Raw genomic sequence first — 25,147 nt, forward strand, 5'->3', positions numbered from 1 at the left:
GTCACTAGAGTCATAACCCTGGCGACGCTTTATCCTGGCGCCCATTCGTTGTCGTTGGGGTTAGTGTCACGGGGCCTAGCAAACCAGACTCTTTTGGGGCCCATTTTTCAGCCGTGAAAAGGCCATCGGCGCCACGGTTTTCCTTGAGCTTGCTCGACATATTGATGTTGTAGGCATTCTTGTAGGGCACCTTGTTGCGGTCCATGTGAATGATGCGGTTTGCCATACCATTACTGACAGTAACTACCAGCTTGTTGGTCGTTTGCATTTGGTCTTTGGGCACAAATACCTGATACGTCGGGCCTACAAGCGTGCCTAGCTCCTTGCCATTGAGCTGTACGCGGGCACTTTCCGCCACCCGGCCCAAGTCCAGCAGAAATCCTTCGCCCGTACCCTGAGGCTTGGCGAATGAAATGGTATAAGTGGCCGTACCAGAGAAGTTTTTGACTGCTTCGCCGTTCCAACTGGTCCACGAGCTTAGTTCTTTCACCTGCGCTTTGGCCGGCAGTTCCGGTCCACCCGATACAAAGCTCACATCCCAAGTGCCTTGCACGGGCTGCGAGGCGCCGGTAGCTTTCATATATGCGTAAGCAGGACCCGTCAGAGCGGCATCGTTGGTTTCTAGAATACACGATTCGCCGGGCACCAGCTGCACGTACACTTCCGTGCCCGCCGCCGACGTACGCGAGGCCGCCACCCCCAACTTCTCGGTCATGGGGTTGTATAGCGCCACCGATTTGCCCCCCACACGCAGCGGCACCCACCCTTCCACTGGTTTTTCGCCCCAGTTGGCCACAAAGTAATAGTGTCCTTTATCGTGGCGGCGGCGCACAAATTCGAGGCCCTTATCTACCATCATTTCGCGCTGCACGCCAGCGGCAGTCAGCGCTTGGTCGACATCTTTGCTAACCAGCACGGAGCCTTTGCCTACGCTAGCTTTTTGCACCCCACCAGCGGTAGTAAACTTAAGCGAACCGATCAGCTTCTTAAAGGCGCTACGACGAGCGTCGAGCTTGCCCAAGCCGGGTACATCGGCAGGCAATTGGTCCTGAAACACAATGGTAGCCCCGTTCTGAGCCAGCTTCATCAGCTGCTCTATCGTGGTCAAAGGCATCACCTGCGCGGCCGGCACCAGAATGGTTTGGTAAGCCGAGCCGCCACCTGTTTGCAGTGTTTTACCGGTGTTTTTAACCTGCTGAATTTGCAGATCGGAGATGAAATCAAAGCCATAGCCTTTGGCCAGCAATGCCTCACCGGTAGCTCCTACTGGCATGCCTTTGAAGCCGTGGTCGATGCCGTCGAAGTGCTGAAGCATGACCTTGCCGGGTTTGCCATACGAGTCATAAATGGGCAAGTACACCAGCACGTCGTTGCTGGGCTGCCCGGCCTGCAAAAAGGACTGCGCGTGCGCCACGTAGCGGTTTAGCTGGGCGAAATCCGTCCAGAACGTATTATTCGGGTTGAAGTGAACGGCGGCGTAAAACAGCCAGCCCGGCCAAGCTGCGGCCTGGGGTGAGTAGTTGGTGCCGTGGTAAAACGTGTGATTAACGCCCCCCAGCAGCATACGGTCCATGGCCTTTTTGATGTCACTGAGCTTAGACAAGAAGTGGTCATTTTCCCACGTCGCGGACTCCGACGACGTGAGTTTTTTGCCCGTTACGTGAGCGGCCGAAGAAGCAAATTTGATACGCAGCAAGTCCTCCCCTTCAATTTCAGGGATATCTGTAACTGCGTACAAATCGAGGATATTAGCTGGTGAGCCGTGCGCCTGATTGCGAATCAAGGCTTTATGCGTTTTGGCCCAATCGCTCCAGGTTTTGGTGTAGTTTTCCAGCAGCAATTCCGACAAGGTCTCGCGGTAATCGGTGAGCACGCGCTGATTTTGGTCGTCGCTGGCTTTACCAAATAATGCGGGCAAGTGCTGGCGCAAATCGTAGCCGCGGCGCTTCTGGAATTCAGCAAACATCTGGGGCGTCCAGTTACTCTCGCCCTGAGCATCGTCTACCTCGTAGGAATCGTTGAAAAACGCGCGAATGCCGGATACGTCGCGGCCCTTGAAAGCTTCGTCAAAACGCTGCAAATAATGCTGCGTTGCGGTTTGGGAGAAGTGGTCAATTACGTCGCCCTCGCCGCCGGGGCCGGCCCGCTCCACTTGCTTGCCGTGCCAGCCTTGGAACACGCCATACAAGGTCCAGTTGCCAGCGGGCGCTGTCCAGTTAAGCTTGCCGCTAGCATCTACTTTACTGGTCAAATCTACCGTCTGGCCCCTATCTGAATAAGCCATGAGCGCCTGCAACGGCAGCGGCTTCTCAAACCGCACTTGGTCGAAAGCATGGAGCTGCAAATCCTTGTTTTTGGCTATCGGCTCTACTAACTGCTTGATGTCAATTGGTTGGCCCACCGTGCGGATCATCGGCTTCTGAATGTAGCTAACCGCCTCCTTCAATTGCTCTCCGCCTTTCACGGTATACGTCTGGTAGGCCACGTACTTGCAAGCATCCTCTGACGTCACCCAAGGTCCACCAAACGGCCACCCGGACGCCTGCGCCATATCCACACCCAGCCCCAAGCGCTTCGACTCGGTGAGCGTGTGCGTGAGCATGGTCATCCACTTGGGCGAGAGGAAGTCGATGAACTGTTTTTCCGTGCCTTTCACCCCATAAATCGGCGTGATTTCGGTGCCACCCAAGCCTGCTTGCTGGTACTGCGTAAGCAAGCGCGTCAGATCCTGCTCGTTTACGGCGCTACCCTGCCACCACCAGCGCGTCCACGGCTTGTTTTGCTGGGTGATTTCGGGCCATTTCAAGGCTTGGGCCGAAGCAGCGTTTTGATGAAGCGCCGCGGCAACAAGCAGAGAGAAAAACAGGGATTTTTTCATGGGAGAAGCAAGAGAGCAGAACTGGAAGCTGGCACTACAGAAGAAGCAAAGAAGCCTGAAGAAGCAAGACTTAAGACTAGAAAAGCTAGGTTAGAGCTAGCTCCCCTCCTCCGCGGAGGAGGGGTTGGGGGTGGTTGACCGGAGCGTTGTTTTGTTGCCCTAAAAAAGGCGTTCATGCCGAGCGCAGCGACGCATCTCGCTCGCGCTAGTGAGAGTACTAATCTAGTGTCAGCACGCACGATGCGTCGCGTTGCTCGGCATGACGGGCTTATTTGAAAAAAGCCCCCCGAACAACTAAACAACGTCAGCAACGAGGTCAACCACCCCAGCCGCGCCGTTGGCGCGGCGTCCCCTCCTCCGCTGAGGAGGGAGTTGGTCGTTCTTTAGTTTCCAGCGCTTACTGATTTTGATTTAACATCATTCATTTTGTAGATCTCGCTGCCGGCCAGCAGGAAGCAGCCGAGGCCGTAGTCCTCGAAATCGGGCTTGCTGGTGTAGCTCACGGGCTGGCCGTCTTTGGGCTCTTTGCCGGTGCCTTGCACATAGCCAAGGAAGCCATTGGGGTGCACGCACTCCTTAGCCATGGCGTTCCAGGCTTTGGCGATGATAGGCTGGTATTGCTTGGCGTCGAGCAGGCCGTTGTTGATGCCCCAGGCCATCCCGTAGATGAATAAGGACGTGCCCGTTAGCTCTTTGCCACCGAAGTTTGTAGGGTCGTGGAGACTGACGTTCCAATACCCGTCGGGGCGCTGCAGGGCGGGCAAAGCCTTTATCATGTTCAGGTACATTTGCTCGTACTCAGCGCGGTGGGGGGCATTTTGGGGCAGGATTTCGAGCGTCCGGACCATGGCCGCCACTACCCAACCGTTGCCGCGGCTCCAGTAGCAATCTTCACCGTTGGGCTCCTTGTATGGGGGCACAAAGTCCTTGTCGCGCCACCAGAGCTGGTCTTGGGGGTTGTAGAGGCCGTTGGTACCGTGCACCGTCTTGGAGTAGTTGTAGAGGCGGTACATCTTCTCGTAGTAGGCCGTATCCTTAGTCATTACACCGAGCTTGGCGTACACGGGCATGGCCATTTGCAGGGCGTCAATCCACCACCAGTCGTCTACCTTCGGGCTGTTCACCATCAGGTCGATACTGGCTTTGATGTCGCGGATGCGCTCGGGCTTGGGGTCTATCTCGTAGAGCGCAAGGTAGGTTTGGCCGGCGGCTTGGTTGTCGGCGTTGCGAGTCGTAATGCCGTTATTCAGGCCCCATTGGTGCTTTTCGCCCCAGTCCACGGCGTAGTCGTAGTACTGCTTCTGCTTATCGATGCCGTAGAGCGCCATCAGGCCTTCGTAGTACACGGCCCGCGTCCAGATGTGGCTGGGGCGCGTTTTGTTGGTCACGATTTCCTTGCCTGTGTCCGGCCACTTTTTCATGAAGTAGGCGTTGGTCTTGCGCATGGTTTTGAGCACGTCCTTCTGCTTGGGCATTTTCTGGGCCTCCGCCGTCGTTCCCAAGCAAGCAAGTAGGCAAGCCGCCACTAATACTTGTTGCCAAAAAGCCCCCAGCGCTGCGTCATCATAATGGGTTGTGGTGTCATAAGATTTACTGATTTCTGTAGTCGTTCGGGCGCGGGTTGCTACGACGCCGCTTTGGCAATTTCTACCGCGTACACCTGCTCCTGCCCCTCGAAGTTGGCCCGGAAAATTATCCACTTGCCATCGGGTGAGAAGTGGACATTGGGCTCCAGCTTGTAGCCGTGGTGCTTCATGTTCACTAGTCGCTCCGACTTAAACTTGTCGCCCTCGGGCGGAACAAATAAATCCACATGCCATCGGGGGCTTTGGCTACCTGGCCCGCGTCGCCGCCGTCGCCCGCGAATAGCTTCTGATCGGGTGAAACATTGAAGTGAATCGACCACTCGTTGCGGTCCATTTGGTAGAGCTTTTCCTTGCCGGTTTTCACGTCGGCGCCGGCTAGGTAAAAGGTCACGCTGCGGGGCTTCTGCAAGTCAAACCACACCGTTTTGCCATCGGGACTAAAGAACTCGTGGCCAGCAATTTCGCCCTCCACGGTGCGCTTGTGTACCAGCTTGTTCTGCTTGGTTTTGATGTTGATGTGCCAGATGCGGTCTACCTTGTGCCAAGGGCCTTCGTGGCAGTACATGAGTAGGTCGGGGTCGGTGGGCGAAAACTGGACGTGGCCCAGCCAGGTGTTTTCCTTGTAAATGTCGGTCCGCTTGCCCGTTTTGGTGTCGATGGTGAACAGAATGTGCTCCACCTTGGCGTCGTAGATGCGGTTGAAGAAGTCGCTCTTCGCCGGGTACTTGCGCAATATCTCGCGGGCTTCTTCGCCGCCGAGCGCGCCAGCGATGGTCGTTTCGTTGGCGTTCAGACTGGTGATGTTGCCCGGAAAATCTTTGGGAAACACATAGATGCGGCGGGTCTTTTTCGTGTCCACGTTGGTGGCGTACACCGTGTCTTGGGCTTGGTAGAACACGTCCCGACCTTTGGGAGCTACTATTTCTCCGCTCACTTTGGCGAAATAACGGCTCAGTGGCTCTACCTGCCGGGTTTTTAAGTTTACCAGACGCAACTGCTTGCCGCGCTCATCGGTGTGGTAATACACCATTTTGTCGCCTTCGCCGGCTTTGCCTTGCAGGAAGGGATTGTTGTGAAAATAAAAGCTGCCGTTGCCGCCGTCGGTGGGCGTCAGGCGCACCACTTTGTGGCCCGTGTCCTGGTCTATCCAATCGGCGGGCATGGGCTTACCACCGGTTTCCTGCTTGGTTTGGGCCCCAGCAGTGGCTCCGAAGAGCAGCAGACCGCCGCTGAGCAGGAGTGAAAGTCTGGTTGGTTTCATAGTTGGGATGGGAGATTGAGTAGGACGTTTAGAATTCAGGACTTGGGCGCCTTTGCCGCCGTAGCAGTTGGCACCCGCACGTACTTTTTGAGGTCGCGTAGGGCAATGACTCTGTAGTTGTTATTGTGCAGGTAGCGTAGGTATTCCTCGAAGAGCGCGGGCGGCGTGGTTACCCAGTCGTGGGCGTAATCAGGGACGCCGTGCACGGTGAGCACCACAATTTTGCCCCCCACGGCCTGTTGAATAGCCGTGAGTACGTGCTGCTTATCGGTGCCGGTAGTAGTGAAGCTGGGGATGAGCAGCGGGTTATGCGTGGCGGGATCGTAGGGCTTGTCGCCGCCCACGCGGGCAAATTGATAGCCCTGCTGGGGCAGCACCGTGAAGGCAATAGGGTGCGTGTCATAAGCGGGGTAGGCAAACGTGGTTGGCTTGGAGATGCCATTAGCCGCGCAGCGGCTCTCAATAGAATCCAGCTCGGCCACCAGCTCGGGCGCGCTCATTTTGTTCACGTGCTTATGCGTGAGCGTGTGGCTCCCGATTTCGAAGCCCTGACGATGCAAGTCCGCTATTTGAGCCCAGCTCATGTACTTGGTTTTGTCGGCGAAATCGGGACGAAACTCGCAGACGTAGAAGGTGGCGCCGAAGCCGTATTTCTTGAGCAGGGGCGCTACATAGGTGGCGTGCGTCAGGGCCGCGTCGTCGAAGGTGAGCACCACCACTTTATCCGGCACGGCCCGCCGTAGCTGCTGGGCACCAGCGGAAATAGCCACTAGGCAGAGCGCCACCAAAAGCAGCACTTGACAGGCGTAATCCCTTAAACCGTGGGGGTGAGAGGTGGGAAGCATGTGTACAAGAAACAGTCTTCTCTGCCCCTAACCCTCCTGTACTCTGGGGTGCAGTGAAATTCGTTCGCTCCAAAATGCCGTAGCTCGTGCCAAAACAGCTGCTTACATGGAGTGTCGTACCTTTAGAAAACACGCAGGCCGCCAGCGAGTTTTTGCACGGCGCATAGCTTATGCTCCGGCCGCTACCTGCGCAAAAGTGTAAGCCAGTCAGGGTATAAAAGCCTGGGTGCTTGCATCGTTTTAGCCTACCCTTCCATCCGCTCCCACCTACCTCCATCTTATGCACGGCACCGTTCTACTCCTGCTAAAGCGCTACGTTCAAACCCAGTACGACCATAGCACCTGGCTGAAGCTCATGGAGCTTTCCGGCCTCGAAAACATTGAGTTTGACCACAAAACCGCCTACCCCGACGAGCACATATATGCCCTAGTAGGGCAGGCCGCTGAGATGACCGGGTTGTCGGCGGGCGAGCTGCACGAGAAGTTTGGCGAGTACTTGGTGCCCGATCTGATGTTTATGTACCAGAAGTACGTGCAGCCTGAGTGGAAAACCCTTGATATGATAGAGCACACGGAGCTTACCATGCACAAGCAAGTACGGCGCGAGCACCCCGAAAATAGCCCCCCAGTGCTCAATGTAGAGCGCCTCGGCGAGAACGAGCTGATCATTGACTATGTATCGCCGCGGCGCATGAGCGGCTTGGCAGTAGGTATCGTGCGCGGCTTGGCTACGTATTTCGACGAGGCCGACCGCATCGATGTGATGCCCACCACCAGCCACGACGGCGAGCAGGTACGCATTCATGTGCGCCGGTCGTAGCAGCGTGTTTTTACGAATTTACCGTTGAGTTTTGGGAGATCTTTACAGGTTGTGAAAGCATGGCGCGGGCGAAAGTAGATGGTGAGGCAAATATCTTTTTTACTCTGATGCACGTTCTAGGGTGCTGAAACTAGCGAGTGTACTATTCCATAATGGCTTGTACTCTGCCTGTTTCTGATCCTAAAACTCGCTTCATGTCTATAAAAATCACCACCCGCAGCTTTCTTCTTGCCCTTTCCATTAGCCTGTTTGGTTGCAGTTCCAGCAGCTCCGATGCTGATCCGGAGCCTACTCCGGCACCAGCCCCCGCTCCTGCCCCGGCGGCGCCTATTACCTACAAAATCACTTACGCCGGCAACAGCCTGCTCTCCGGCTACTTAGGCTTTGTCATCGACAGCAAGATCATGGCCGAAGTCAAGACCCAGGGTGGCACTGCTTTAGGGGCGGGCACCTCCGAAAACTTCGCGGTGGCCAACTATGTAACTCCGCAGGTACTCGACCAGATGCCGAAAATCAACGCCGCCTTCGACCCGACCAAGGACGTGAACGTGCTGGTGCTCTGGGAAGGCACCAACCATATTTACTACGGCGCCACGGCCAAGCAAGCCGAGGAATCACTATTGGAAGTGTGCCGCCGCGCACGGGCCGCGCATCCGGAGTGGAAAATCGTGATGGGTAGCTTGCTGCCCCGCTCCGAAGACGATTACCCCGCCACCCAGGAGCGCGACCGTCTGGCCGTGAACGTGGCCCTGCGCGCCGTAAAAGCCAGCGGCAACACGCTATTCCACGAGCTAGCCGACGTAGCCCAGGACTCACGCATTGGCCCCGGCGGCACCGAGAAAGACAAAACATACTACCACGACCTAGTGCACCTCAACGACGCCGGCCAGGCGGTAGTCGCTCCCATCTTCGCCAAGTCAATCGTGGCGGTTATTAAGGCCGGCAAGTAGAGACACTACGTGTAACTTCTAGCGTTTCTACTAATAGAAAAAAGCCCCCCAGAATTGAAAAGCATTTCTAGGGGCTTTTTTTGTCCATTTCGTCTTAGGCTGACGTAGCTACCTTCCCTTCACAGGGGAGATAAGTGAGCAATAATAGCGCTCGGATCTAGAGCAGCTTATCGGGCGGAGGTTGCCCGACTCAGTGCTGTCGCCTCCTGCACGAGTTCCCGAAATTCAGTGCGCGAGCCATCCGTGTCAGAAGATTCGCTGGTGCGGGCCAAGGCAGCGGTGCTAGCCCAGGTGGCCGTGCCCACGTAGCGCGAACGACGGAGCAGCAAACCGAACTGAGCCACGGCCGCGGCCCAGCGCAGGTTGTCGGAGGCTTGTACAATGGATTCATCGAGCCGGACATTACGCACTGGGAGGGTGAGCAACTTGCTCGCGCTGCCAGCCGGCTCCTGATAGCGCAGCTTCACGGTCAGCAGCTCCGTGCTGCTCGTGGCGGCCGGATGGGGGCTATTTGTCTGGTACTTCAGCGGGTCGATGGTGGTGCTGCCCGTGGCGGGAGCCGCTACCGGCACGACTTCGTAGAGGGCCGTTACCTGCTGGCCGGCGCCAAGCTCGCCGGCATCTTTGCGGTCATCATTGAAATCCTCGGCGGCCAACAGGCGATTTTCATAGCCCAACAGACGATACTCGCGCACTAAAGCAGGATTAAACTCGACCTGTATTTTTACATCCTTAGCCAGGGTGAAGAGCGTGCCGCCGAACTGCTGCACTAGCACCCGCCGGGCTTCACTCAGCTGGTCAATGTAGGCGTAGTTGCCGTTGCCTTTATCAGCGAGCAATTCCATTTTGCTGTCTTGCAGGTTGCCTGCCCCGAAGCCCAGTACCGACAGAAAGACGCCCGATTCTCGTTCCCGCGTAATCAGTCGCTCCATATCAGCGTCACTCTGTTCCCCCACGTTGAAGTCGCCGTCGGTGGCCAGGATAATCCGGTTGTTGCCGCCGGGCCGCTGGTGCTGCCGAGCGAGTTGATAAGCCAGGCGCAGTCCTTCCCCGCCGGCAGTGGAGCCACCGGCCTCCAGCGCATCGAGGGCGCGCAGAATAGTAGCGGGCTCGGCCCCCGAAGTGGGTGGCAGCACCACCCCGGCCGCCCCGGCGTACACCACAATGGATACATAATCCTGGGGCCGCAGCGACTCGCGCACCAGCAGCCGCAACGACTCCTGCAGCAGGGGCAGTTTCTGTGGGTCGCTCATAGAGCCGGACACGTCGATCAGAAATACTAGGTTGGCCGGCGGCAGATTTTCCACCGCTACCTGCTTGCCTTGCACGCCCACCAGCACCAGTTGGTGCGCTGGGTTCCAAGGGCAGGCGGCCACTTCAGCATTCAGCGAGGCCGGGCCGGATTGCGGCTGCGGGTAGCGGTACGGAAAGTAATTCACCAACTCTTCCAGGCGCACGGCGTCGGGTGGGGGCAACTGCCGGTCCTGGGTCAGGAAGCGGCGCACATTAGTATAAGAAGCTCGGTCTACGTCGATGGCGAAGGTGCTGAGCGGATTGCGCTCGGCCGCCAAAAACGGGTTTTCGTGAATAACAGCGTAATTTTCGCGGGTGGAGCTTAGGGAGTCCGATGACTTGGGGTCAGCAGGCGCTGAGGCCTCATCCGGCGCGGGCTCCAAAGCGGCGACCTCTATTCTCTCCAGCTTTTCGGTTGAATACTGTTGGTGGCAGGCGGGCAATAGCCACGCGGCCCCCAGCAGCCCCCACAGGGGCAGCAAGCGGTTTATTTTCATGGGAAAGAAAATTGTGGGGAGGAAAAAAGCCCCCCGGTGACTGGCACCGGCCACTCGCCCCGCCGCAACTCGCGACCTTGCAGGGAGCGCACTACGACCTAGTTTTCTTCGCGACGAAAACTCAGCGGTAGCATTGGCCCGGCTGACCACCATTGGCTTGGTCCGGGGGAGGCAAATACACAGGCAGCGCCGCCTGTAGTCCTATATACCGGCACTCCTTCCTAGGTAACCCAACACCATACCCCTATCTTCTTACCCTGTTCAACGGGGCCTCACCCCCCAGCCCCCTCTCCCAAAAAGAGGGGAGCCAGACGCTAGTCGTGCCACGCGGCAACGTCGGCTGCTGCCTCCGCAACCGCTACCATATTTGAGATAGCAGAGAAAAGCCCCCCAGAAATATTCTGGGGTCTTTTCTCTGTTATACTGACCTTTTTACTGCTGTTATTAACTCGGTAGCGGTGCTGGAGGCGCAAGCCGACAGGGCCGCGCAGGCCGCGCGCTAGGCTCCCCCTCTCCCCTAGGAGAGGGGGCTGGGGGTGAGGCTAATCCTCCCTATCTTCCGCCCCCAATCCTACTTACCCATTATCGTGACCTATCCCGAATTTGAAGCCCGCTGGCGCCCGGCGGGTGGCGCGGAGCGCGCCAACTACGGCCTCTTCCTCCAAGACCTCTGCGACCTATTAGAAGTACCCAAGCCCGACCCGACTACCGACAACCCCGCCCAGGATGCCTACGTGCTAGAGCGGGCCGTGCAGTTCAACGACGGCGCTAAGAAAAGCACCGGCCGCATCGACCTCTACAAGCGCGGCTGCTTTGTGCTCGAAACCAAACAAGGCACCGATACACCCGACCAACAGCAGAAGCTGGAGCGCGCCGAGTTGGGCTTCACCGCCGCCACCCGCCGCAAGGGCCACGCCGTGCGCAACTCCACCAAGTGGGAGCAGATGATGCAGGCCGCCCGCCAGCAAGCCCTCGGCTATGTGCGCGCCCTGCCCGCCGATGAGCCCCGCCCCTTGTTTGTGCTGGTGGTGGATGTAGGCTACTGCATTGATGTGTACGCCAACTTTGCCGGCGTCGGCGACTCGTTTGTGCCGTTTCCCGACCAAAGTAAGTTCCGCCTGTCGCTGTCGGCGCTGGCCGACGAGAGCACCCGCGCCCTGCTGCGCCAGGTGTTTCTGGAGCCCCGCGCCCTCGACCCCAGCCGCCGCGCCGCCCGCGTCACGCGGGAGCTGGCGGGCTACCTGGCCGGCGTATCGGCTCAGCTGGAGCGAGCCGGGCACGCGCCCGACGTGGTAGCGCAGTTCCTGATGTGCTGCCTGTTCACCATGTTTTCCGAGGATGTGGGCCTGATTCCGAAGCAAAGCTTTACGGGCATGCTGCGCACCTACTCCACCCCGGAGTTGCGCGAGTTTCTGCCCGATGCCCTGGCCGGCTTGTGGCGCACCATGGACCTGGGGGGCTTTTCGCCCGACCTCAAGGCCCGTCTGCGCCGCTTCAATGGCAAGCTGTTTCATGATGCCACGGCCCTGCCCCTCTCCACCGACCAGATGCAGCTGCTGCTCAAAGCCGCCGAGGCCGACTGGACCGAGGTGGAGCCCGCCATCTTCGGCACCCTGCTCGAACGCGCCCTCGACCCCAAGGAGCGCCACAGTCTGGGCGCCCATTACACCCCGCGCCGTTACGTAGAGCGCCTGGTGCTGCCCACGGTGCTGGAGCCCCTGCGCCGCGAGTGGGCCGCTGCCCAGGCCGCCGGCGCTCGTCGCCTCGACGAAGGCCAGCCCAAAGAAGCCCGCGCCGAGCTGGTCCGCTTCCTCAACCGGCTCACCTCCATTCGCATCCTCGACCCGGCCTGCGGCTCCGGCAACTTCCTCTACGTCACGCTGGAGCACCTCAAGCGCCTGGAGGGCGAAGTGCTGGCCGCCATCAACAGCTACGGCCACACGGGCCTGCTCGATTTGGGCGGCGGCACCACCGTGAGTCCGCGCCAACTACTGGGGCTGGAGCTAAACCCGCGCGCGGCCGCCATTGCCGACGTGGTGCTGCGCATCGGCTACCTGCAATGGCACCTGCGCACCCACGGCGTCACGCAGCTGGCCGAGCCCCTGCTGGATGAGTACCAGAACATCCGCCAGCAGGATGCCGCCCTCCAGCACGACCCGCCCGTGCCCCGCCTCGATGCCCACGGCCTCCCCGTCACGCGCTGGGACGGCACCACCCGCCTCCACCACGCCACCGGCCAGCCCATCCCCGACGAAACCGCCCGCACCGCCGTCTTCGATTATCCCAATCCCCAGCCCGCCGCGTGGCCGGAAGCCGATTTTATTGTCGGCAATCCGCCGTTTGTGGGTTCGTCTCGAATGCGCGATGCCCTCGGCGACGGTTACACCGAGGCCCTGCGCAAAGCCTACAAAGGCAAAGTGCCCGACTCGGCCGACCTCGTGATGTATTGGTGGTACAATGCCGCGGCCGCCGTGCAGCGGGGCCCCGCCGAGCGGTTTGGCTTCATCACCACCAACAGCCTCAAGCAAACCTTCAACCGCCGTGTGATGCAGCCTTTCTTGGAAGGCGACCCAGCCCCGCTCACGCTCACCTTCGCCATTCCCGACCATCCGTGGGTTGATGCTGCCGAAGGAGCCGCCGTGCGCATCGCCATGACGGTGGCCGAACGAACTTCGGCTAATTCATCCGCTGGGGGGCAATTATTGAATCTGAAGACTGAATCTGTTGCTGAAGGAGATGAAGCTGCTGAAGTGACTTTTTCAGGGCAAGATGGAAGGATAATGCCTGATTTGTCAGTTGGAGCTGATATTGACAGCGCTAAGTCGTTAAAAGCTAATGCCGGGTTGTCCAACAGAGGAGTACAGCTCTATGGGTTAGGTTTTATTTTGGAAGAGCAGGAAGCTAGAATACTGATAGCTTCTGACAACGATAAAGCAAGGACAACTATTCGTCCTTATGTAAATGGCCGTGACTTGGCAGCGAATGGACGAGGAGTTCTTGTAATTGACTTTTTTGGTTTTACTGAAACTGAGGCTTTAGCCCAAAATGCGTTGGCATTTCAGCGCATCTTAGAAAGAGTTAAGCCTGAAAGGGACCAAAGCAGCGAGCCTCAAGTGAAAAAGAAATGGTGGCTTCATGGTAGAACTCGCGACGAAATGAGGGTTTCGGTTGCAGGTCTATCTCGCTACATAGTTACCCTACGAGTATCCAAGCACAACTTTTTTGTTTTTCTAGACTCGAATATTCTTCCTGATGACAGAATTGTAGTTATCGCGTCTGATGATGCATACCACCTGGGCGTACTTTCAAGTAGAATCCATACTATTTGGTCACTTGCATTGGGAAGTAGGTTGGGAGTTGGAAATGACCCTATTTATAATAATTCCCGCTGCTTCGACCCGTTCCCCTTCCCAGCCGCCACGGCGGAGCAGCAGGCGCGCATCCGGGAGCTGGCCGAACAGCTCGACGCCCACCGCAAGCGCCAGCAGGCCCTGCACCCCAGCCTCACCCTCACCGACCTCTACAACGTGGTCGAGAAGCTGCGCGCCGGTCAGCCCCTGGCCACGGCCAAAGAGCACACCATCAACCAGCAGGGCCTGGCCTCCGTGGTGCTCAGCCTCCACCAGCAGCTCGACGCGGCCGTCGCCGAAGCCTACAATTGCCCCCCAGACCTCCCCGACGCCGACATTCTCACCCGCCTCGTGCGCCTCAACCACGAGCGCGCCCGCGAGGAGCAAGCCGGCCACGTCCGCTACCTGCGCCCCGCCTACCAAGCCCCCGACCAACAGCAATCCGCCCTACATTTGCCCCCCAGCGCCGCCGCTACCCCCGCCCCCACCGACACAAATGCCCCCAGCCCTGGCCCACCGAGCTAGCCCAACAAATGCAAGCCGTCCGCGACGCCGTCCAACAGTCCCCCAACCCACTTACCGCCGCCCAAGTAGCCGCCCGCTTCCGCCGCACCAAACCCGAAAAAGTGCAGCCCCTGCTGGATACCCTCACCGCCCTAAGCCTGCTCCGCCCCACCGAAGAAGGCACCTACGCCGCCTAACCAGAGAAAGAAGAACGACCAACTCCCCTCCTCAGCGGAGGAGGGGACGCCGCGCCAACGGCGCGGCTGGGGTGGTTGACCTCGGTGCTAACGTTGTGTAGTTGTTCGGGGGGCTTTTTTCAAATAAGGCCGTTATGCCGAGCAACGCGACGCATCGCGCGCGCTGACACTAGATTAGTACTCTCACCACCGCGAGCGAGATGCTTCACTCCGCTCGGCATGACGGGCTGTTTAGTTGCCCGACGGCCTTTCTTGCTGCCTAACGGTCTTTCTGGCTGTATGACCACCTTTCTAGCTATACCCTCGTCTCTCAAACGGCTACTTTCCTTCCACTACCAACCCTACCCAAGCGTGGGCACGGTAGGCACAATTGCATATTTTAGCTTTATCATAATTTATTCAATATTAATTTGTATTATACTATTTAAAATATATATTACTGTGCACTATCACCTGATTTATTCGATGTATGGAATCTAACGGAGGCAATGCCAATATCATAGAGTTTCCAGTGCCATCGGATGAATGGCAGCTATACGTTGACGCTTTCAGCGAAACTTGTGAGCGACTTGCTGACCCAAATTCGTTCACGGCGGCTTTTCAGTTGGAAAGCGATGATATACTGTACGTTATAAACACGAATGACTCGATGATAGCTGGTACGCCATCTTTCACCGACGTGCCGCATGCTGGCTTTGTAGATCTCATCTACCTGGCAATGCCTCCCAAGTACCGCTTGAAAAAGCCCTACGACGTTAATGTGACTGCCCTCCGGAATGGGGAGATAGTGGAAGCTACACTTCGGTTTGCCGAATTTAAGTTTAGCAAAGAAGGAGAACTGGTAGAAAGAACGGGAGGAGTCATTCATAACCCGCCCTATTAGCACAGCAACATGGCAAAAACCCGAATTCCCAGCAAAGACGATTCGGCTCCTGAGGAGTCGAACCCAGACGCCCCCACCTCCACCAGTCGCCCCTCCGACGAACCCGTCGACCTCTCTACGTTGGATAGCGGCGTACTGCACAACCCGCCCCAGGCCACCCAAAGCCAGGGAGGCGGCACTACCGACGAAGAGTAGCGCGACGGTAGCCCGATAACCGCCTACCAGCACGCGCGGCAGCGTATGTACCCTTAGTGCCCGCCAGCATGAAGCATTGTATTCTTCTGCTTCTTTTGAGCGTTGCCCTGCTCCCGCAGCCGGCGCGGGCCCAAACGCCTGCCGCCGCCGATAGCCTGCGCCGGCTATTGCGCCAGCAGCCCCGCCCCGACACCGTCCGCGTGCAGCGCCTGCTGGCCCTGGCTCACGCCGTGCGGGTGGCTGATATTCCGCAGGCCACAGAGCTAAATCAGCAGGCCCTGACGTTGGCCCGCCAGCTGGCGTACAGCGATGGGCAAGCCGAAGCGCTACTGGCCATCAGCATCCTGTACCGCCGCCAAACCAACTATACCGAGGCTCGGCGCTACGCCCAGCAGGCTCAGCGCCTGTTTGCCCAGCGCGCCGACCAGGAAGGAATGGGCCGGCTGTGGCTGCAAATGAGCTGGATAGATTTGTTGCAAGCCAACTATGTGCCCGCCCTGGCTTCTGCCCTCAAAGGGTTGTCGCTGACGGAGAAAACCGGCGACCTGCAAACCCGCCTGCGCCTCCAGGTCAACATTGCGAATACTTACGCCAAGCTGGGCAACTATACCGAGGCCTTGCCGATGCTGCAAGCCTCCCTAAAAAACGCCCAGCGCCTGGGCGACGAGCAAGCAGTGGCGCAGGCACTGAACGGCTTGGGCAGTGTGTATCAGATGCTTGAAAAGTACCCGCAGGCTTTACGCTATCATCAGCGCTCCTTACAGATGAGTAAAAAGCGGGGCGTGGTGGGTGCTGAAACATCCGATGAAATTAATCTGGCCGATGTATATGGCCGAATGGGAAATCAGGCTGAAGCTATGGCCCACGGCCAGCGGGCCCGACAGTTGGCACGCGCCACCAACGACCAATACAACCTGCCCTCGGTGAAGCTGATGCTGGCCCGGGCCTTTCTGCTGGCCAACCAGCCCGACAGCGTGCTCACGCTCGCGCACGACGCTCTGCGGCTGAGCCAGGAGTCGGGCAGCAACAGCAATATTCGCGAAGCCAGCGACCTGCTGGCCGAAGCCTACGCCCAGCGCCGCGACTTTGAGCAGGCCTACCGCTACCGCAACCTGCAAATAGCCTACAACGACTCGCTTTCGGGTGAGGATACGCAGCGCCGCAGCAGCGCCCTGCGCTACGGCTATGAGCTGGACCGCAAGAAGGCCCAGATTAACCTGCTCAACAAAGATCGCCAGCTCCAGAAGCAGAAAGCCGAGCGCCAACGGCAGAAGTTCGTGGGCCTGCTGGCTGGCATTGTGGGGCTGTTGCTGCTGGCCGGGCTATTGCTGCGCAACGTGTACATAAAGCAGCGCGCCAACCGTCACCTCAACGAGAAGAATCAGGAAATAGCCGCCCACCGCGACGACCTCGACCAGGCCCTCACGGAGTTGCGTGCAACCCAGGCCCAGCTGGTGCAGCACGAAAAGCTGGCCTCACTGGGGCAGCTGACGGCCGGCGTGGCCCACGAGATTCAGAACCCGCTCAACTTCATCACCAACTTCTCCGACCTGGGTGTGGAGCTGACCACCGAGCTACAGGAAGAGCTGGCCAAGGAATCGTTGTCGGAAAGGGGCCGCGAAAACATCACGCAGCTGCTCGATGATTTGTCGCACAACCAGCTCAGCATTCATCAGCACGGCCGCCGCGCCGACCGCATTGTGAAAAGTATGCTGGAACACTCGCGCGCCAGCAGCGGCCAGCCGCAGCCCACCGATCTGAACGCGCTGGCGGAAGAGTGTCTGCGCCTGGCCCACTACAGCTACCAGGCCGCCAACAAAGATTTCAAAGCCACGCTCACCACCGAATTTGCCCCCACCTGCCCAGCCTACAGGTAGTACCTCAGGACCTCAGCCGCGTGCTCATAAATCTGCTCACCAACGCCTTCTACGCGGTAGCGGAAAAACGCAAGCTGCTGGGCGAAGCCTACGAGCCGGAGATCAGCGTCCGAACGGAGCAGACCGAAAAGGAGGTTTGCCTGCGCATCCGCGACAATGGCAACGGCATTCCGGCCGAGGTGCGCCAACGCATCTTTGAACCTTTCTTCACCACCAAGCCCACCGGCGAAGGCACGGGCCTGGGCCTCTCGCTTAGCTACGACATCATCACCAAAGGCCACCGGGGCACGCTCAACGTTGAGACGAAGGAAGGCCAATTTACAGAGTTTATTATTTGCCTCCCCCGAACAGTGGGGGCCGCTCAACGCCCCGCCCACACCGCCACCGCGGAAATGACGAAGGCCAGCGTGTAGGCCTAGGCTGGTTTTACCTGCTTCTGAAAGAACTTCAGACTGGGGGGCTTTTTTATTTGCGCACGGCTTCAATAATGCTGAAGGGCGACATAGTAGGCAGGATGCGGGTTAGCTCCAGCCCAGCCTGATCGAATAGCTGGCGATACTCCGCTTCGGTTCGCTCGCAGCCGCGTAGGTACAGCAGCATCTGCAGGTCCAAAAACTTACCAAAGGACGGCTCGTTCCCTTCGGGCAGCACCATTTCCACCACCAGCACTTTGCCTGCCGGGTTCATCGCCTCACGGCAGTGTTTCAGAATAACCACGCTTTGCTCATCGTTCCAGTCGTGGATGATGTGCTTCATAATATAGGCATCGGCTCCAGTAGGCACCGCATCGAAAAAATTGCCCCCCACCCGCTCGCACCGGTCGGCAACGCCATGCGATTGTATCAGGTTGGCGGCGGCTTCTACAATGGCCGGCATATCGTAGAGAATGCCCCGCAGCTTGGGGTATTTTTTTAGAATAGAAGCCAGCAGCAAGCCGTGTCCGCCTCCTACATCAACAAGGCTGGAAAAGGCCGAGAAATCGTAGGCTTCCAGCACGGCGGCGCTGCTAAAGGCACTGTTGCTGGACATGGCATCGTTGAACACTTTACCCGCCTTCTCATTCTTCCAGAAATAATCAAAAGAAGAGGTGCCAAACACTTTGTCAAAAGCTGGCTCGCCCGTTTGCACGCTATAAAGCAGCTCAGCCCAGGTCTGAAACTGAAAATCGTTGGTCATCAGGGTTACGAAGGGCCGCAGACTGCCCGGCACGTCACTAAGTAGCGGCTCAGCTGGCGGCGTCAGGCGAAACCGCTTGTCTTCGTCTTCCGAGAATACGCCCACGCTGGCACAGGCCCGCAGCACCCGATACAAGGAACGCTCGTGCGTATTGGTGCGGCGCGACAGTTCGCCCGCGCTTTTGGGGCCGTCTTTCAACAGATCGGCAATGCCTAGCTCGGCAGCTACACCGATGGCGCGCGAAGCCGCGAACCCAAACATCACCTGCATGAGCTGGATAGGAGGAGGTAGCTCCGGGTTCATACCTGAGTTGATTATAGAAGGAGGGGATAATAGCCTTAGCTCTGCATACACATGGCTTTTTGCTGAGCGCTACACTAATATATACAATTAATTCTATTATTATTTACAAATAGTACAACCGAATTTTTTGCTTGATAGCACACACTTTAGCTCATCGTTTTTGCGCAAAACCACGTTTGTACCATCTCAACCCTCCTTGCAACCCCTCACTTTACTACCACAACTATGAACAAGCGTGATTTTTTGCAGCGTGGCCTGCTACTAGCTATCAGCGGTCTGGTGAGCCCTGCCCTACTGGCCCGCGCCCGCGACGAAAAGTTTTTGGCCGAAGCCCGCGCCACTCCCGTGGCCGACGGCCCTTTCACCCTGCCGGCCCTCCCGTATGCATTTAATGCGCTGGAGCCTCACATCGACGCACGCACGATGGAGATTCACCACGACGCGCATCACAAAACCTACGTATCGAAGCTCAACGAAGCCGTGGTGGGCAAACCCCAGGAAAAACAGTCGCTAGCCGAGCTACTGGCCTCTGCCAGCAAGCAGCCCGACGCGGTGCGCAACAATGCCGGCGGCCACTGGAATCACTCCATGTTCTGGCAGATACTCGCCGCTAAGGGCGGCGGACAGCCTACCGGCACCCTCGCTACCGACCTCACCAAGACCTTCGGCTCGTATGAGAAGTTTCAGGAGGAATTTGCCAAGGCCGCTACGGGTCGCTTCGGCTCGGGCTGGGCGTGGCTCAGCGTAGATAAGGCGGGCAAGCTGTTCGTTTCCTCCACCCCCAACCAGGACAACCCCCTCATGGACATTCCCGGCATTCAGCGCGGCACGCCCATCTTGGGCCTCGATGTGTGGGAGCACGCCTATTATCTCAAATATCAGAATAAGCGCCCCGATTACGTCAAGGCGTTTTGGAACGCGGTAAACTGGTCGGCGGTGGGCCAGCGCTACGACGCAGCCCGCAAGAGCTAGGCTGGAAGGTGGAGTAGGCCTGTTACAATAATGTATGAGCGAAATGCTTCGCTCATACATTATTGTCATTCATATAAAAGGCGGTCATGCCGAGCGAAGCGACGCATCGCGCGTGTTTGGTTGTTCAGCTTGGCAACATCAGCACGCGCGATGCGTCGCTTCGCTCGGCATGACCGCCTTTTGTGTTATTGTTTTTGTTCTCGCTACGCTCTCACTGCTTTGCTGTATGTTGCTCAATAAAGGCCAACAAAGCGGTTTTGAACAGCTCTATTTCCTCGATGGTATTGTAGGGCGCAAGTCCCAGCCGAATCCAGCCGCCCTGCTCATTTACCTGCAGCTTATCGGCCATAGTGGAGGCGTAAAAGTGGCCGTGCGCAATGCACATATTGTAGTTGTCGGCAAACCAGGCGGCGGCCTCCCGCGAGTTGATGCCTTCCAGCGTAAAAGCCAACGTGGGCGTTTTGCGCGTGCCGGACGGCGCGCGGTATAGGTGCACGGGGGGCAAATTCAGCAGGAATTCTTCCAGATGTAGCGCCTGCTCCGTTTCCTGTTTCTCAATGGCTTCCATAGCAGTGCGCAAGCGTTCTTGGCGCGTAGAACCTATCCCCAGCGTTTGAATAAACTCCAGTGCCCCCAACAGGCCGGCAATAGCCTCATGGTTTTGGGTGCCGGTTTCTAGCTTGTCGGGAATGTGAGCGGGCGCGGGGGCCAATTTGTAGACCGGCAGCTTTTCAAACAGCCCCGCCGACACTACCGCAATACCTAAGTGCGGACCGAAAAACTTATACGCCGAGCAAAACAGAATATCAGCTCCCAAGGCCCGAAAGTCAATCGGCAGGTGCGGGACGGCGTGCACCGCATCCAGCACCACAAGGGCATTTACAGCTTTGGCGCGCCGAATCACTTCTGCTACCGGCGTCACGGTACCCGTCACGTTCGACGACATACTCACGGCCACAAGCTTGGTTTTCGGGGTTAGCAGCGTGTCCAGCTGGTCGAGTTGGAGAGTATAGGTTTCGGGGTTTAGGGGGATGAATTTCACCACCGCGCCGCGGTCTTGCGCCAGTGTCACCCACGGGTCTACGTTGGCCCGGTGGTCGATTTCGGTGACGATGATTTCGTCGCCGGGCTGGATAAACGTGGCTAGGCTGCGGGCGATAGCAAAGGCCAGGGAAGTCATATTTTGACCAAAAGCAACCTCCTGCGGCTGGCAATTCAACAAGTCGGCCATGCCACGCCGCCCTTCTTCCAACAGCTCGTCGGTGGCTTGGCTGGTGGTAAAAGTACCGTGCAGGTTGGCCATGCCCCCGGTGATGTAGCCTAGCATGGCATCAATGGCTTGCTGGGCCATCTGCGTGCCGCCGGGCCCATCGAAAAAGATAAACGGCTTGTTGTGGTTGTGCGCCCGAAGCGCGGGAAAAGATGCTCGGAGAGTACTCGGGGGTGATGGCAAAAGCGACATGCGAGTGGGATGAAATAAGGATAGGCGCTACAGATTGCTCGAAAGGTATAAAGCTGCGCCAACTTGCCCTAGCCCACACCAAAAAGCCCCCAAAGAGCTACTTGGGGGGCTTTTTTCAATCTATGTGTGCAGTTGGGTTATCGTGGTAAGGCTTCAGCCACGGCCACAGACAAAGGCGTGGTGGGGCGCCCGATTAGCTGCGAGAGCTGCCGGCTGTCGTCGTGCAAAGCCCCCTGCGCAACGCCGCCATCCCAGCCGGCGATAGCATGTGCCAGGCCCTCCGGCACCCCAAAGCTGCTCAGGGCCGCCGCGTATTCAGCCACGGGCAGGTCTTTGTAGGGAATATCCTTGCCGCTCTGCCGTGAGATTTCGGCAGCCAGCTCGGCCAGCGTATAGGCGTCATCTCCGGCCAGCTCGTACACCTTGCCCTCATGGCCTTCACCCGTGAGCACGGCCACGGCTGCATCAGCAAAATCGGCGCGTGTGGCCGACGAAATCTTGCCTTCCTGCGCACTTCCAAGGAAAGCCCCACCCGCCAGCGCGCCGCCAATGGAGCCCGTGTAGTTTTCGGTGTACCAGCCGTTGCGCAGAATGGTAAAGGGAATACCAGAAGCCTTCAGGTCGGCCTCTGTGGCCCGGTGCTCATCAGCCAGACTCAGGGGCGACGTATCGGCGTGCAGCAGGCTGGTATATACGAAACGCGAAACGCCCGCTTGCTTGGCTGCCGCAATTACGCTTTGATGCTGCGCGGCGCGCTGCCCCACCTCGTTCGACGAGATGAGCAGCAGCGTATCTACGCCGGCCAGGGCAGCGGTGAGAGTTTCAGGCTTGGAATAGTCGGCGTGGCGAGCTTCCACGCCTAGATCAGCGGCTTTGGCCGGATTGCGCACCAGGGCCACCAGCTGATTGGCTGGTACGCGTGTTTTCAGCTTTTCAATGACGAGGCGGCCGAGTTGTCCCGTTGATCCGGTGATGGCAATACGCATAGCTTAATTGGTTAGGTGATTGACGAAACAAATGTAAGTTGTATACTTACCTAAAGTAAGTACGTACAAAAAGGTAAGTGTGAAAAAAAGTATAGAAACCACTCCCACCGCCGCTGCGACGCTCTCCGAGAAGTTTCGGCGCGGCGACTTAATGTCCGCCGCTTGTCCGTCCCGCACCGTGCTGAAGCATATTACCAGCCGCTGGGGCGTATTAACGTTAATAGCCCTGGAAGGAGAAACGCGGCGGTTCAGTGAGTTACGGCGGCTGATTGGGGGCGTGAGCGAGCGAATGCTGGCGCAGACCTTACAGTGGCTGGAAGCGGATGGGCTAGTGAGGCGTGTTGCCTACGAGGTAGTGCCGCCGCACGTAGAATATAGCCTGACTCCTTTCGGGCAGCAGGCAGCGCAGAAAGTACGCGACCTAGCCGATTGGATAGAAGTCAGCGTCCCGGATATCCTCCAACATTGGGATAAGGACCCGGCCAGCCAACCCGCCAACTGATATCCACGCCTGAGTTGCCACTTCACCTTAAGCTTAACCAATCGAAGCATTGGGGGGCTTTTTTGCGGGATCGTGCTACTTTTAGAAGCGGGGCAAACACGGCAAGCCCTGATTACGCTTCCATGAAGCGCCCGCCCGCGACTTCCGTGCACCAGCTGACCGTATTCTTGCCGCTCCTGTACATTTACCTACCAATCCACCCGCTATTATTCCGCCCGTATGCGCCCACTACTTACCCTGCTCCTATTAGTGTCTGGCTTCGTCGCTCAGGCTCAGGCATTCAAACCCGAAGAAATTGCGCGCTGGCAGCAGCAGGCCAAGCAAGTAAATATTATCCGCGACCAGTGGGGCGTGCCGCACATCTACGGCAAAACCGACGCCGATGCCGTGTTCGGTTTGCTCTACGCCCAGTGTGAGGATGATTTTGCCCGCGTCGAGGAAAACTACCTTACTAACATCGGGCGGCTGGCGGAAGTGGAGGGCGAAACGGCTTTGTACAGCGACTTGCGCGCTAACCTGTTTCTGGACAGCACCCAGGCCATCAGCATCTACCAAAAAACCCCCCCGTGGATGAAAGAGCTGCTGAATGCCTTCGCCGACGGCACCAACTATTACCTCTACACCCACCCCACCGTGAAGCCTAAGCTGCTCACGCGCTACCAGCCCTGGATGCCGCTCATGTTCAGCGAGGGCAGCATTGGCGGCAATATCAGCGTGGTGCCATTGGAGCGCTTAAAGGCGTTTTACAGCCAAAAGAAATCAACCTCCTGGCAGCATCCCGATTTTGAGAAGCAAGACCGCGAGCCGGTGGGTTCCAATGGGTTTGCTATTGCCCCAGCCAAAAGTGCCAGCGGCCACGCCCTGCTACTGATTAATCCGCACACGTCCTTCTATTTCCGGCCCGAAGTGCAAATGGTGAGCGAAGCCGGCCTAAATGCTTACGGCGCCGTTACCTGGGGACAGTTTTTTGTCTACCAAGGCTTTAACGAAAACTGTGGCTGGATGCACACCTCCAGCCAGGCCGACTCCATGGACGAGTATCTGGAAACAATTGAGGAGAAAAATGGCAAGCTCTACTACAAAGTAGGCAAAAAACGGCGGCCGGTGCAGGTCAAAAAGGTGTCGTTGGCTTATAAGCAGGGCAACCAGGTGATGCGCAAGGAGTTCACCACCTACCGCACTCATCACGGGCCGGTAGTAGGCCAGCAGGCTGATAACCAATGGGTGACGGTGCGCATGATGGATACGCCCTTGGAGGCGCTAGAGCAGTCGTACCTGCGCACGAAGGCTACTGATTACGCTAGCTTCAACGAGGTGATGAAGCTCAACGGCAACGCCACCAACAACACCGTTTTTGCCGACAGCAAGGGCAATATTGCTTACTGGCACGGCAACTTCATGCCCATCCGCGACCCTAAATTCGACTGGAGCCGGCCCATTGATGGCAGCAACCCGCAAACCGACTGGAAGGGTCTGCACAAGGTAAATGAGTTGGTGCAGGTGCTCAACCCCGCCAGCGGCTGGATTCAAAACTGCAACTCCACGCCCTTCACCGTATCCGGCCCGAGCAGCCCTGCAAAAGAGAAATACCCCGCCTATATGGCCCCCGACGCTGAAAACTACCGCGGCATAAATGCCGTGCGCGTGCTCAGCCGCCGAAAGATGTACACGCTCGACACGCTCATTGCCGCCGCCAACGATCCGTATTTGGCTGGCTTCGAGGAGTTGATTCCGGCCCTGGCAGCGGCTTATCAAACCCCGGCCGGCAAGGCCAGCACGCAGTCGAAAGCAGTGCCGGAAGCCATAGAAGTGCTGCGAACCTGGGACAAGAAATACGGCAAAACCTCCGTCGGACAAACGGTGGCTATCTATTGGGCCGAGCGCATCCAGAAGCTGGCCCGCACCCGCGCCCTCCCCGATCAGCGCCTCGACAATCTGACCTTCACCGCCTTAGTCATCGAAAAAACGACGCCTCAGGAAAAAGTAACTGCCCTAGCCGAAACCCTCGACGAGCTAACCCGCGACTTTGGCACTTGGAAAATGCCTTGGGGCGAAGTAAACCGCTTCCAGCGCCTCACCGGCAAGATTCAGGAAGTGTATGACGACAGCAAGCCAAGTATTCCAGTAGCCTTCACTTCCTCCGCTTGGGGCTCTTTGGCAGCATTTGGGGCGCGGGCGCAGCCAAACACCAAAAAGCGCTATGGCAACGTCGGAAACAGCTTTGTGGCGGTAGTAGAGTTCGGGCCGCGCATCAAAGCTCGCTCCGTGCTGGCTGGGGGCGAAAACAGCGACCCCAACTCGCCCCACTTCACCGATCAGGCGGCTATGTACACGGAGCAGCGGTTCAAGGACGTGCTGTTTTACCCTGAAGATGTTCGCAAAAACGCCAAGAAATCCTACCATCCAGGCGAGTAAGTATTGCAGCCGTCAGAACAGCGTAGAGACGCGACACTTCGCGTCTCGTCGTTGCTGATGTTGTTTATCTATACAGCGCAGACCCAATCGTTCAACGACGCGACGCGAAGTGTCGCGTCTCTACATTTTTCAAAAACAGCGAGGCCGCGCCGTCTGATTACTGACGGCGCGGCCTCGCTGTTTTTCCTTCAACAG

The 25,147-nt window shown here is 57.9% G+C and carries 20 protein-coding genes; 11 read left to right on the forward strand and 9 right to left on the reverse strand.

Annotated elements, in window-relative coordinates; translation table 11 throughout:
• Positions 1 to 10: 10 nt before the first annotated feature.
• The 5 genes from EPD59_RS14410 to EPD59_RS14425 all read right to left on the reverse strand — a co-directional run bounded on the left by EPD59_RS14410 (position 11) and on the right by EPD59_RS14425 (position 6,570).
• Positions 11 to 2,878, reverse strand: a complete 2,868-nt coding sequence (locus tag EPD59_RS14410; protein ID WP_133273396.1) for a glycosyl hydrolase — start codon at positions 2,876 to 2,878, stop codon at positions 11 to 13.
• Between the two features lie 383 nt (positions 2,879 to 3,261).
• Positions 3,262 to 4,353: a glycoside hydrolase family 88/105 protein gene (locus EPD59_RS14415; protein WP_133274700.1), complete on the reverse strand. Its 1,092-nt coding sequence runs from the start codon at positions 4,351 to 4,353 to the stop codon at positions 3,262 to 3,264.
• Positions 4,354 to 4,502: 149 nt separating this feature from the next.
• Positions 4,503 to 4,691 (reverse strand): hypothetical protein, encoded by a 189-nt coding sequence (locus tag EPD59_RS21955; protein ID WP_205703415.1) that lies wholly within the window; start codon positions 4,689 to 4,691, stop codon positions 4,503 to 4,505.
• A complete protein-coding gene (locus EPD59_RS14420) occupies positions 4,640 to 5,725 on the reverse strand; it encodes an oligogalacturonate lyase family protein (protein ID WP_205703416.1) in 1,086 nt (361 codons plus the stop codon). Before EPD59_RS14420 ends, EPD59_RS21955 begins: the two co-directional genes overlap by 52 nt.
• Before the next feature lie 35 nt (positions 5,726 to 5,760).
• Positions 5,761 to 6,570, reverse strand: a complete 810-nt coding sequence (locus EPD59_RS14425; protein ID WP_133273397.1) for a polysaccharide deacetylase family protein — start codon at positions 6,568 to 6,570, stop codon at positions 5,761 to 5,763.
• Between the two features lie 280 nt (positions 6,571 to 6,850).
• Here EPD59_RS14425 and EPD59_RS14430 point away from each other — a divergent pair, with 280 nt between their 5' ends.
• Together EPD59_RS14430 and EPD59_RS14435 are read left to right on the forward strand one after the other, a co-directional pair.
• Positions 6,851 to 7,390, forward strand: a complete 540-nt coding sequence (locus tag EPD59_RS14430; protein ID WP_133273398.1) for a heme NO-binding domain-containing protein — start codon at positions 6,851 to 6,853, stop codon at positions 7,388 to 7,390.
• Positions 7,391 to 7,584: 194 nt separating this feature from the next.
• Positions 7,585 to 8,340, forward strand: a complete 756-nt coding sequence (locus tag EPD59_RS14435) for an SGNH/GDSL hydrolase family protein (protein WP_165963604.1) — start codon at positions 7,585 to 7,587, stop codon at positions 8,338 to 8,340.
• A gap of 167 nt (positions 8,341 to 8,507) precedes the next feature.
• On the opposite strand, the gene EPD59_RS14440 is transcribed toward EPD59_RS14435, so the two are convergent.
• Positions 8,508 to 10,130 carry a vWA domain-containing protein gene (locus tag EPD59_RS14440; RefSeq protein WP_133273400.1) on the reverse strand — a complete coding sequence of 541 codons (1,623 nt, stop codon included), beginning with the start codon at positions 10,128 to 10,130 and terminating at the stop codon, positions 8,508 to 8,510.
• Positions 10,131 to 10,717: 587 nt separating this feature from the next.
• Here EPD59_RS14440 and EPD59_RS23280 point away from each other — a divergent pair.
• The 6 genes from EPD59_RS23280 (at position 10,718) to EPD59_RS14465 (ending at position 17,549) form a co-directional block, all read left to right on the forward strand.
• Positions 10,718 to 14,005, forward strand: coding sequence for a class I SAM-dependent DNA methyltransferase (locus EPD59_RS23280; protein WP_262712901.1), 3,288 nt, complete (start codon positions 10,718 to 10,720; stop codon positions 14,003 to 14,005).
• An 8-nt stretch (positions 14,006 to 14,013) separates the two neighbouring features.
• A complete protein-coding gene (locus EPD59_RS22665) occupies positions 14,014 to 14,181 on the forward strand; it encodes a methyltransferase family protein (protein WP_165963605.1) in 168 nt (55 codons plus the stop codon).
• Between the two features lie 469 nt (positions 14,182 to 14,650).
• Positions 14,651 to 15,064 (forward strand): hypothetical protein, encoded by a 414-nt coding sequence (locus tag EPD59_RS14450; RefSeq protein ID WP_133273401.1) that lies wholly within the window; start codon positions 14,651 to 14,653, stop codon positions 15,062 to 15,064.
• Positions 15,065 to 15,073: 9 nt separating this feature from the next.
• The gene (locus EPD59_RS14455) at positions 15,074 to 15,259 is read left to right on the forward strand and encodes a hypothetical protein (RefSeq protein WP_133273402.1); all 186 of its coding nucleotides are present in this window, start codon (positions 15,074 to 15,076) and stop codon (positions 15,257 to 15,259) included.
• Positions 15,260 to 15,354: 95 nt separating this feature from the next.
• Positions 15,355 to 17,136, forward strand: coding sequence for a tetratricopeptide repeat protein (locus tag EPD59_RS14460; RefSeq protein WP_165963606.1), 1,782 nt, complete (start codon positions 15,355 to 15,357; stop codon positions 17,134 to 17,136).
• A gap of 20 nt (positions 17,137 to 17,156) precedes the next feature.
• Complete coding sequence (locus EPD59_RS14465) at positions 17,157 to 17,549, forward strand: sensor histidine kinase (RefSeq protein WP_165963607.1); 393 nt, start codon at positions 17,157 to 17,159, stop codon at positions 17,547 to 17,549.
• Between the two features lie 52 nt (positions 17,550 to 17,601).
• Here the strand turns inward: EPD59_RS14465 and EPD59_RS14470 are convergent, their stop codons facing one another.
• Positions 17,602 to 18,615, reverse strand: a complete 1,014-nt coding sequence (locus tag EPD59_RS14470; protein WP_133273405.1) for a methyltransferase — start codon at positions 18,613 to 18,615, stop codon at positions 17,602 to 17,604.
• 225 nt (positions 18,616 to 18,840) lie between these two features.
• Between EPD59_RS14470 and EPD59_RS14475 the strand changes: the two genes are divergently transcribed.
• Positions 18,841 to 19,587, forward strand: coding sequence for a superoxide dismutase (locus tag EPD59_RS14475; protein ID WP_133273406.1), 747 nt, complete (start codon positions 18,841 to 18,843; stop codon positions 19,585 to 19,587).
• A gap of 211 nt (positions 19,588 to 19,798) precedes the next feature.
• Here EPD59_RS14475 and EPD59_RS14480 read toward each other — a convergent pair whose 3' ends face one another.
• Both EPD59_RS14480 and EPD59_RS14485 read right to left on the reverse strand, forming a co-directional pair.
• Positions 19,799 to 21,049, reverse strand: a complete 1,251-nt coding sequence (locus EPD59_RS14480; RefSeq protein WP_133273407.1) for a cysteine desulfurase-like protein — start codon at positions 21,047 to 21,049, stop codon at positions 19,799 to 19,801.
• Positions 21,050 to 21,186: 137 nt separating this feature from the next.
• Positions 21,187 to 22,035 carry an SDR family oxidoreductase gene (locus EPD59_RS14485; protein ID WP_133273408.1) on the reverse strand — a complete coding sequence of 283 codons (849 nt, stop codon included), beginning with the start codon at positions 22,033 to 22,035 and terminating at the stop codon, positions 21,187 to 21,189.
• 79 nt (positions 22,036 to 22,114) lie between these two features.
• Between EPD59_RS14485 and EPD59_RS14490 the strand changes: the two genes are divergently transcribed.
• Positions 22,115 to 22,537, forward strand: a complete 423-nt coding sequence (locus tag EPD59_RS14490; RefSeq protein WP_240731418.1) for a winged helix-turn-helix transcriptional regulator — start codon at positions 22,115 to 22,117, stop codon at positions 22,535 to 22,537.
• A gap of 219 nt (positions 22,538 to 22,756) precedes the next feature.
• Positions 22,757 to 24,952, forward strand: a complete 2,196-nt coding sequence (locus EPD59_RS14495; protein WP_133273409.1) for a penicillin acylase family protein — start codon at positions 22,757 to 22,759, stop codon at positions 24,950 to 24,952.
• The last annotated feature ends 195 nt before the right edge of the window (positions 24,953 to 25,147 follow it).

The organism is Hymenobacter radiodurans, from assembly GCF_004355185.1.
In the GTDB taxonomy this organism is placed as follows: Bacteria; Bacteroidota; Bacteroidia; order Cytophagales; family Hymenobacteraceae; genus Hymenobacter; species Hymenobacter radiodurans.

Coding starts and splice junctions, on each gene's coding strand:
- EPD59_RS14410 (WP_133273396.1), bottom strand. CDS start 2,878: ATGAAAAAATCCCTGTTTTTCTCTCTGCTTGTTGCCGCGGCGCTTCAT.
- EPD59_RS14415 (WP_133274700.1), bottom strand. CDS start 4,353: ATGCCCAAGCAGAAGGACGTGCTCAAAACCATGCGCAAGACCAACGCC.
- EPD59_RS14420 (WP_205703416.1), bottom strand. CDS start 5,725: ATGAAACCAACCAGACTTTCACTCCTGCTCAGCGGCGGTCTGCTGCTC.
- EPD59_RS14425 (WP_133273397.1), bottom strand. CDS start 6,570: ATGCTTCCCACCTCTCACCCCCACGGTTTAAGGGATTACGCCTGTCAA.
- EPD59_RS14430 (WP_133273398.1), top strand. CDS start 6,851: ATGCACGGCACCGTTCTACTCCTGCTAAAGCGCTACGTTCAAACCCAG.
- EPD59_RS14435 (WP_165963604.1), top strand. CDS start 7,585: ATGTCTATAAAAATCACCACCCGCAGCTTTCTTCTTGCCCTTTCCATT.
- EPD59_RS14440 (WP_133273400.1), bottom strand. CDS start 10,130: ATGAAAATAAACCGCTTGCTGCCCCTGTGGGGGCTGCTGGGGGCCGCG.
- EPD59_RS22665 (WP_165963605.1), top strand. CDS start 14,014: ATGCAAGCCGTCCGCGACGCCGTCCAACAGTCCCCCAACCCACTTACC.
- EPD59_RS14450 (WP_133273401.1), top strand. CDS start 14,651: ATGGAATCTAACGGAGGCAATGCCAATATCATAGAGTTTCCAGTGCCA.
- EPD59_RS14455 (WP_133273402.1), top strand. CDS start 15,074: ATGGCAAAAACCCGAATTCCCAGCAAAGACGATTCGGCTCCTGAGGAG.
- EPD59_RS14470 (WP_133273405.1), bottom strand. CDS start 18,615: ATGAACCCGGAGCTACCTCCTCCTATCCAGCTCATGCAGGTGATGTTT.
- EPD59_RS14475 (WP_133273406.1), top strand. CDS start 18,841: ATGAACAAGCGTGATTTTTTGCAGCGTGGCCTGCTACTAGCTATCAGC.
- EPD59_RS14480 (WP_133273407.1), bottom strand. CDS start 21,049: ATGTCGCTTTTGCCATCACCCCCGAGTACTCTCCGAGCATCTTTTCCC.
- EPD59_RS14485 (WP_133273408.1), bottom strand. CDS start 22,035: ATGCGTATTGCCATCACCGGATCAACGGGACAACTCGGCCGCCTCGTC.
- EPD59_RS14495 (WP_133273409.1), top strand. CDS start 22,757: ATGCGCCCACTACTTACCCTGCTCCTATTAGTGTCTGGCTTCGTCGCT.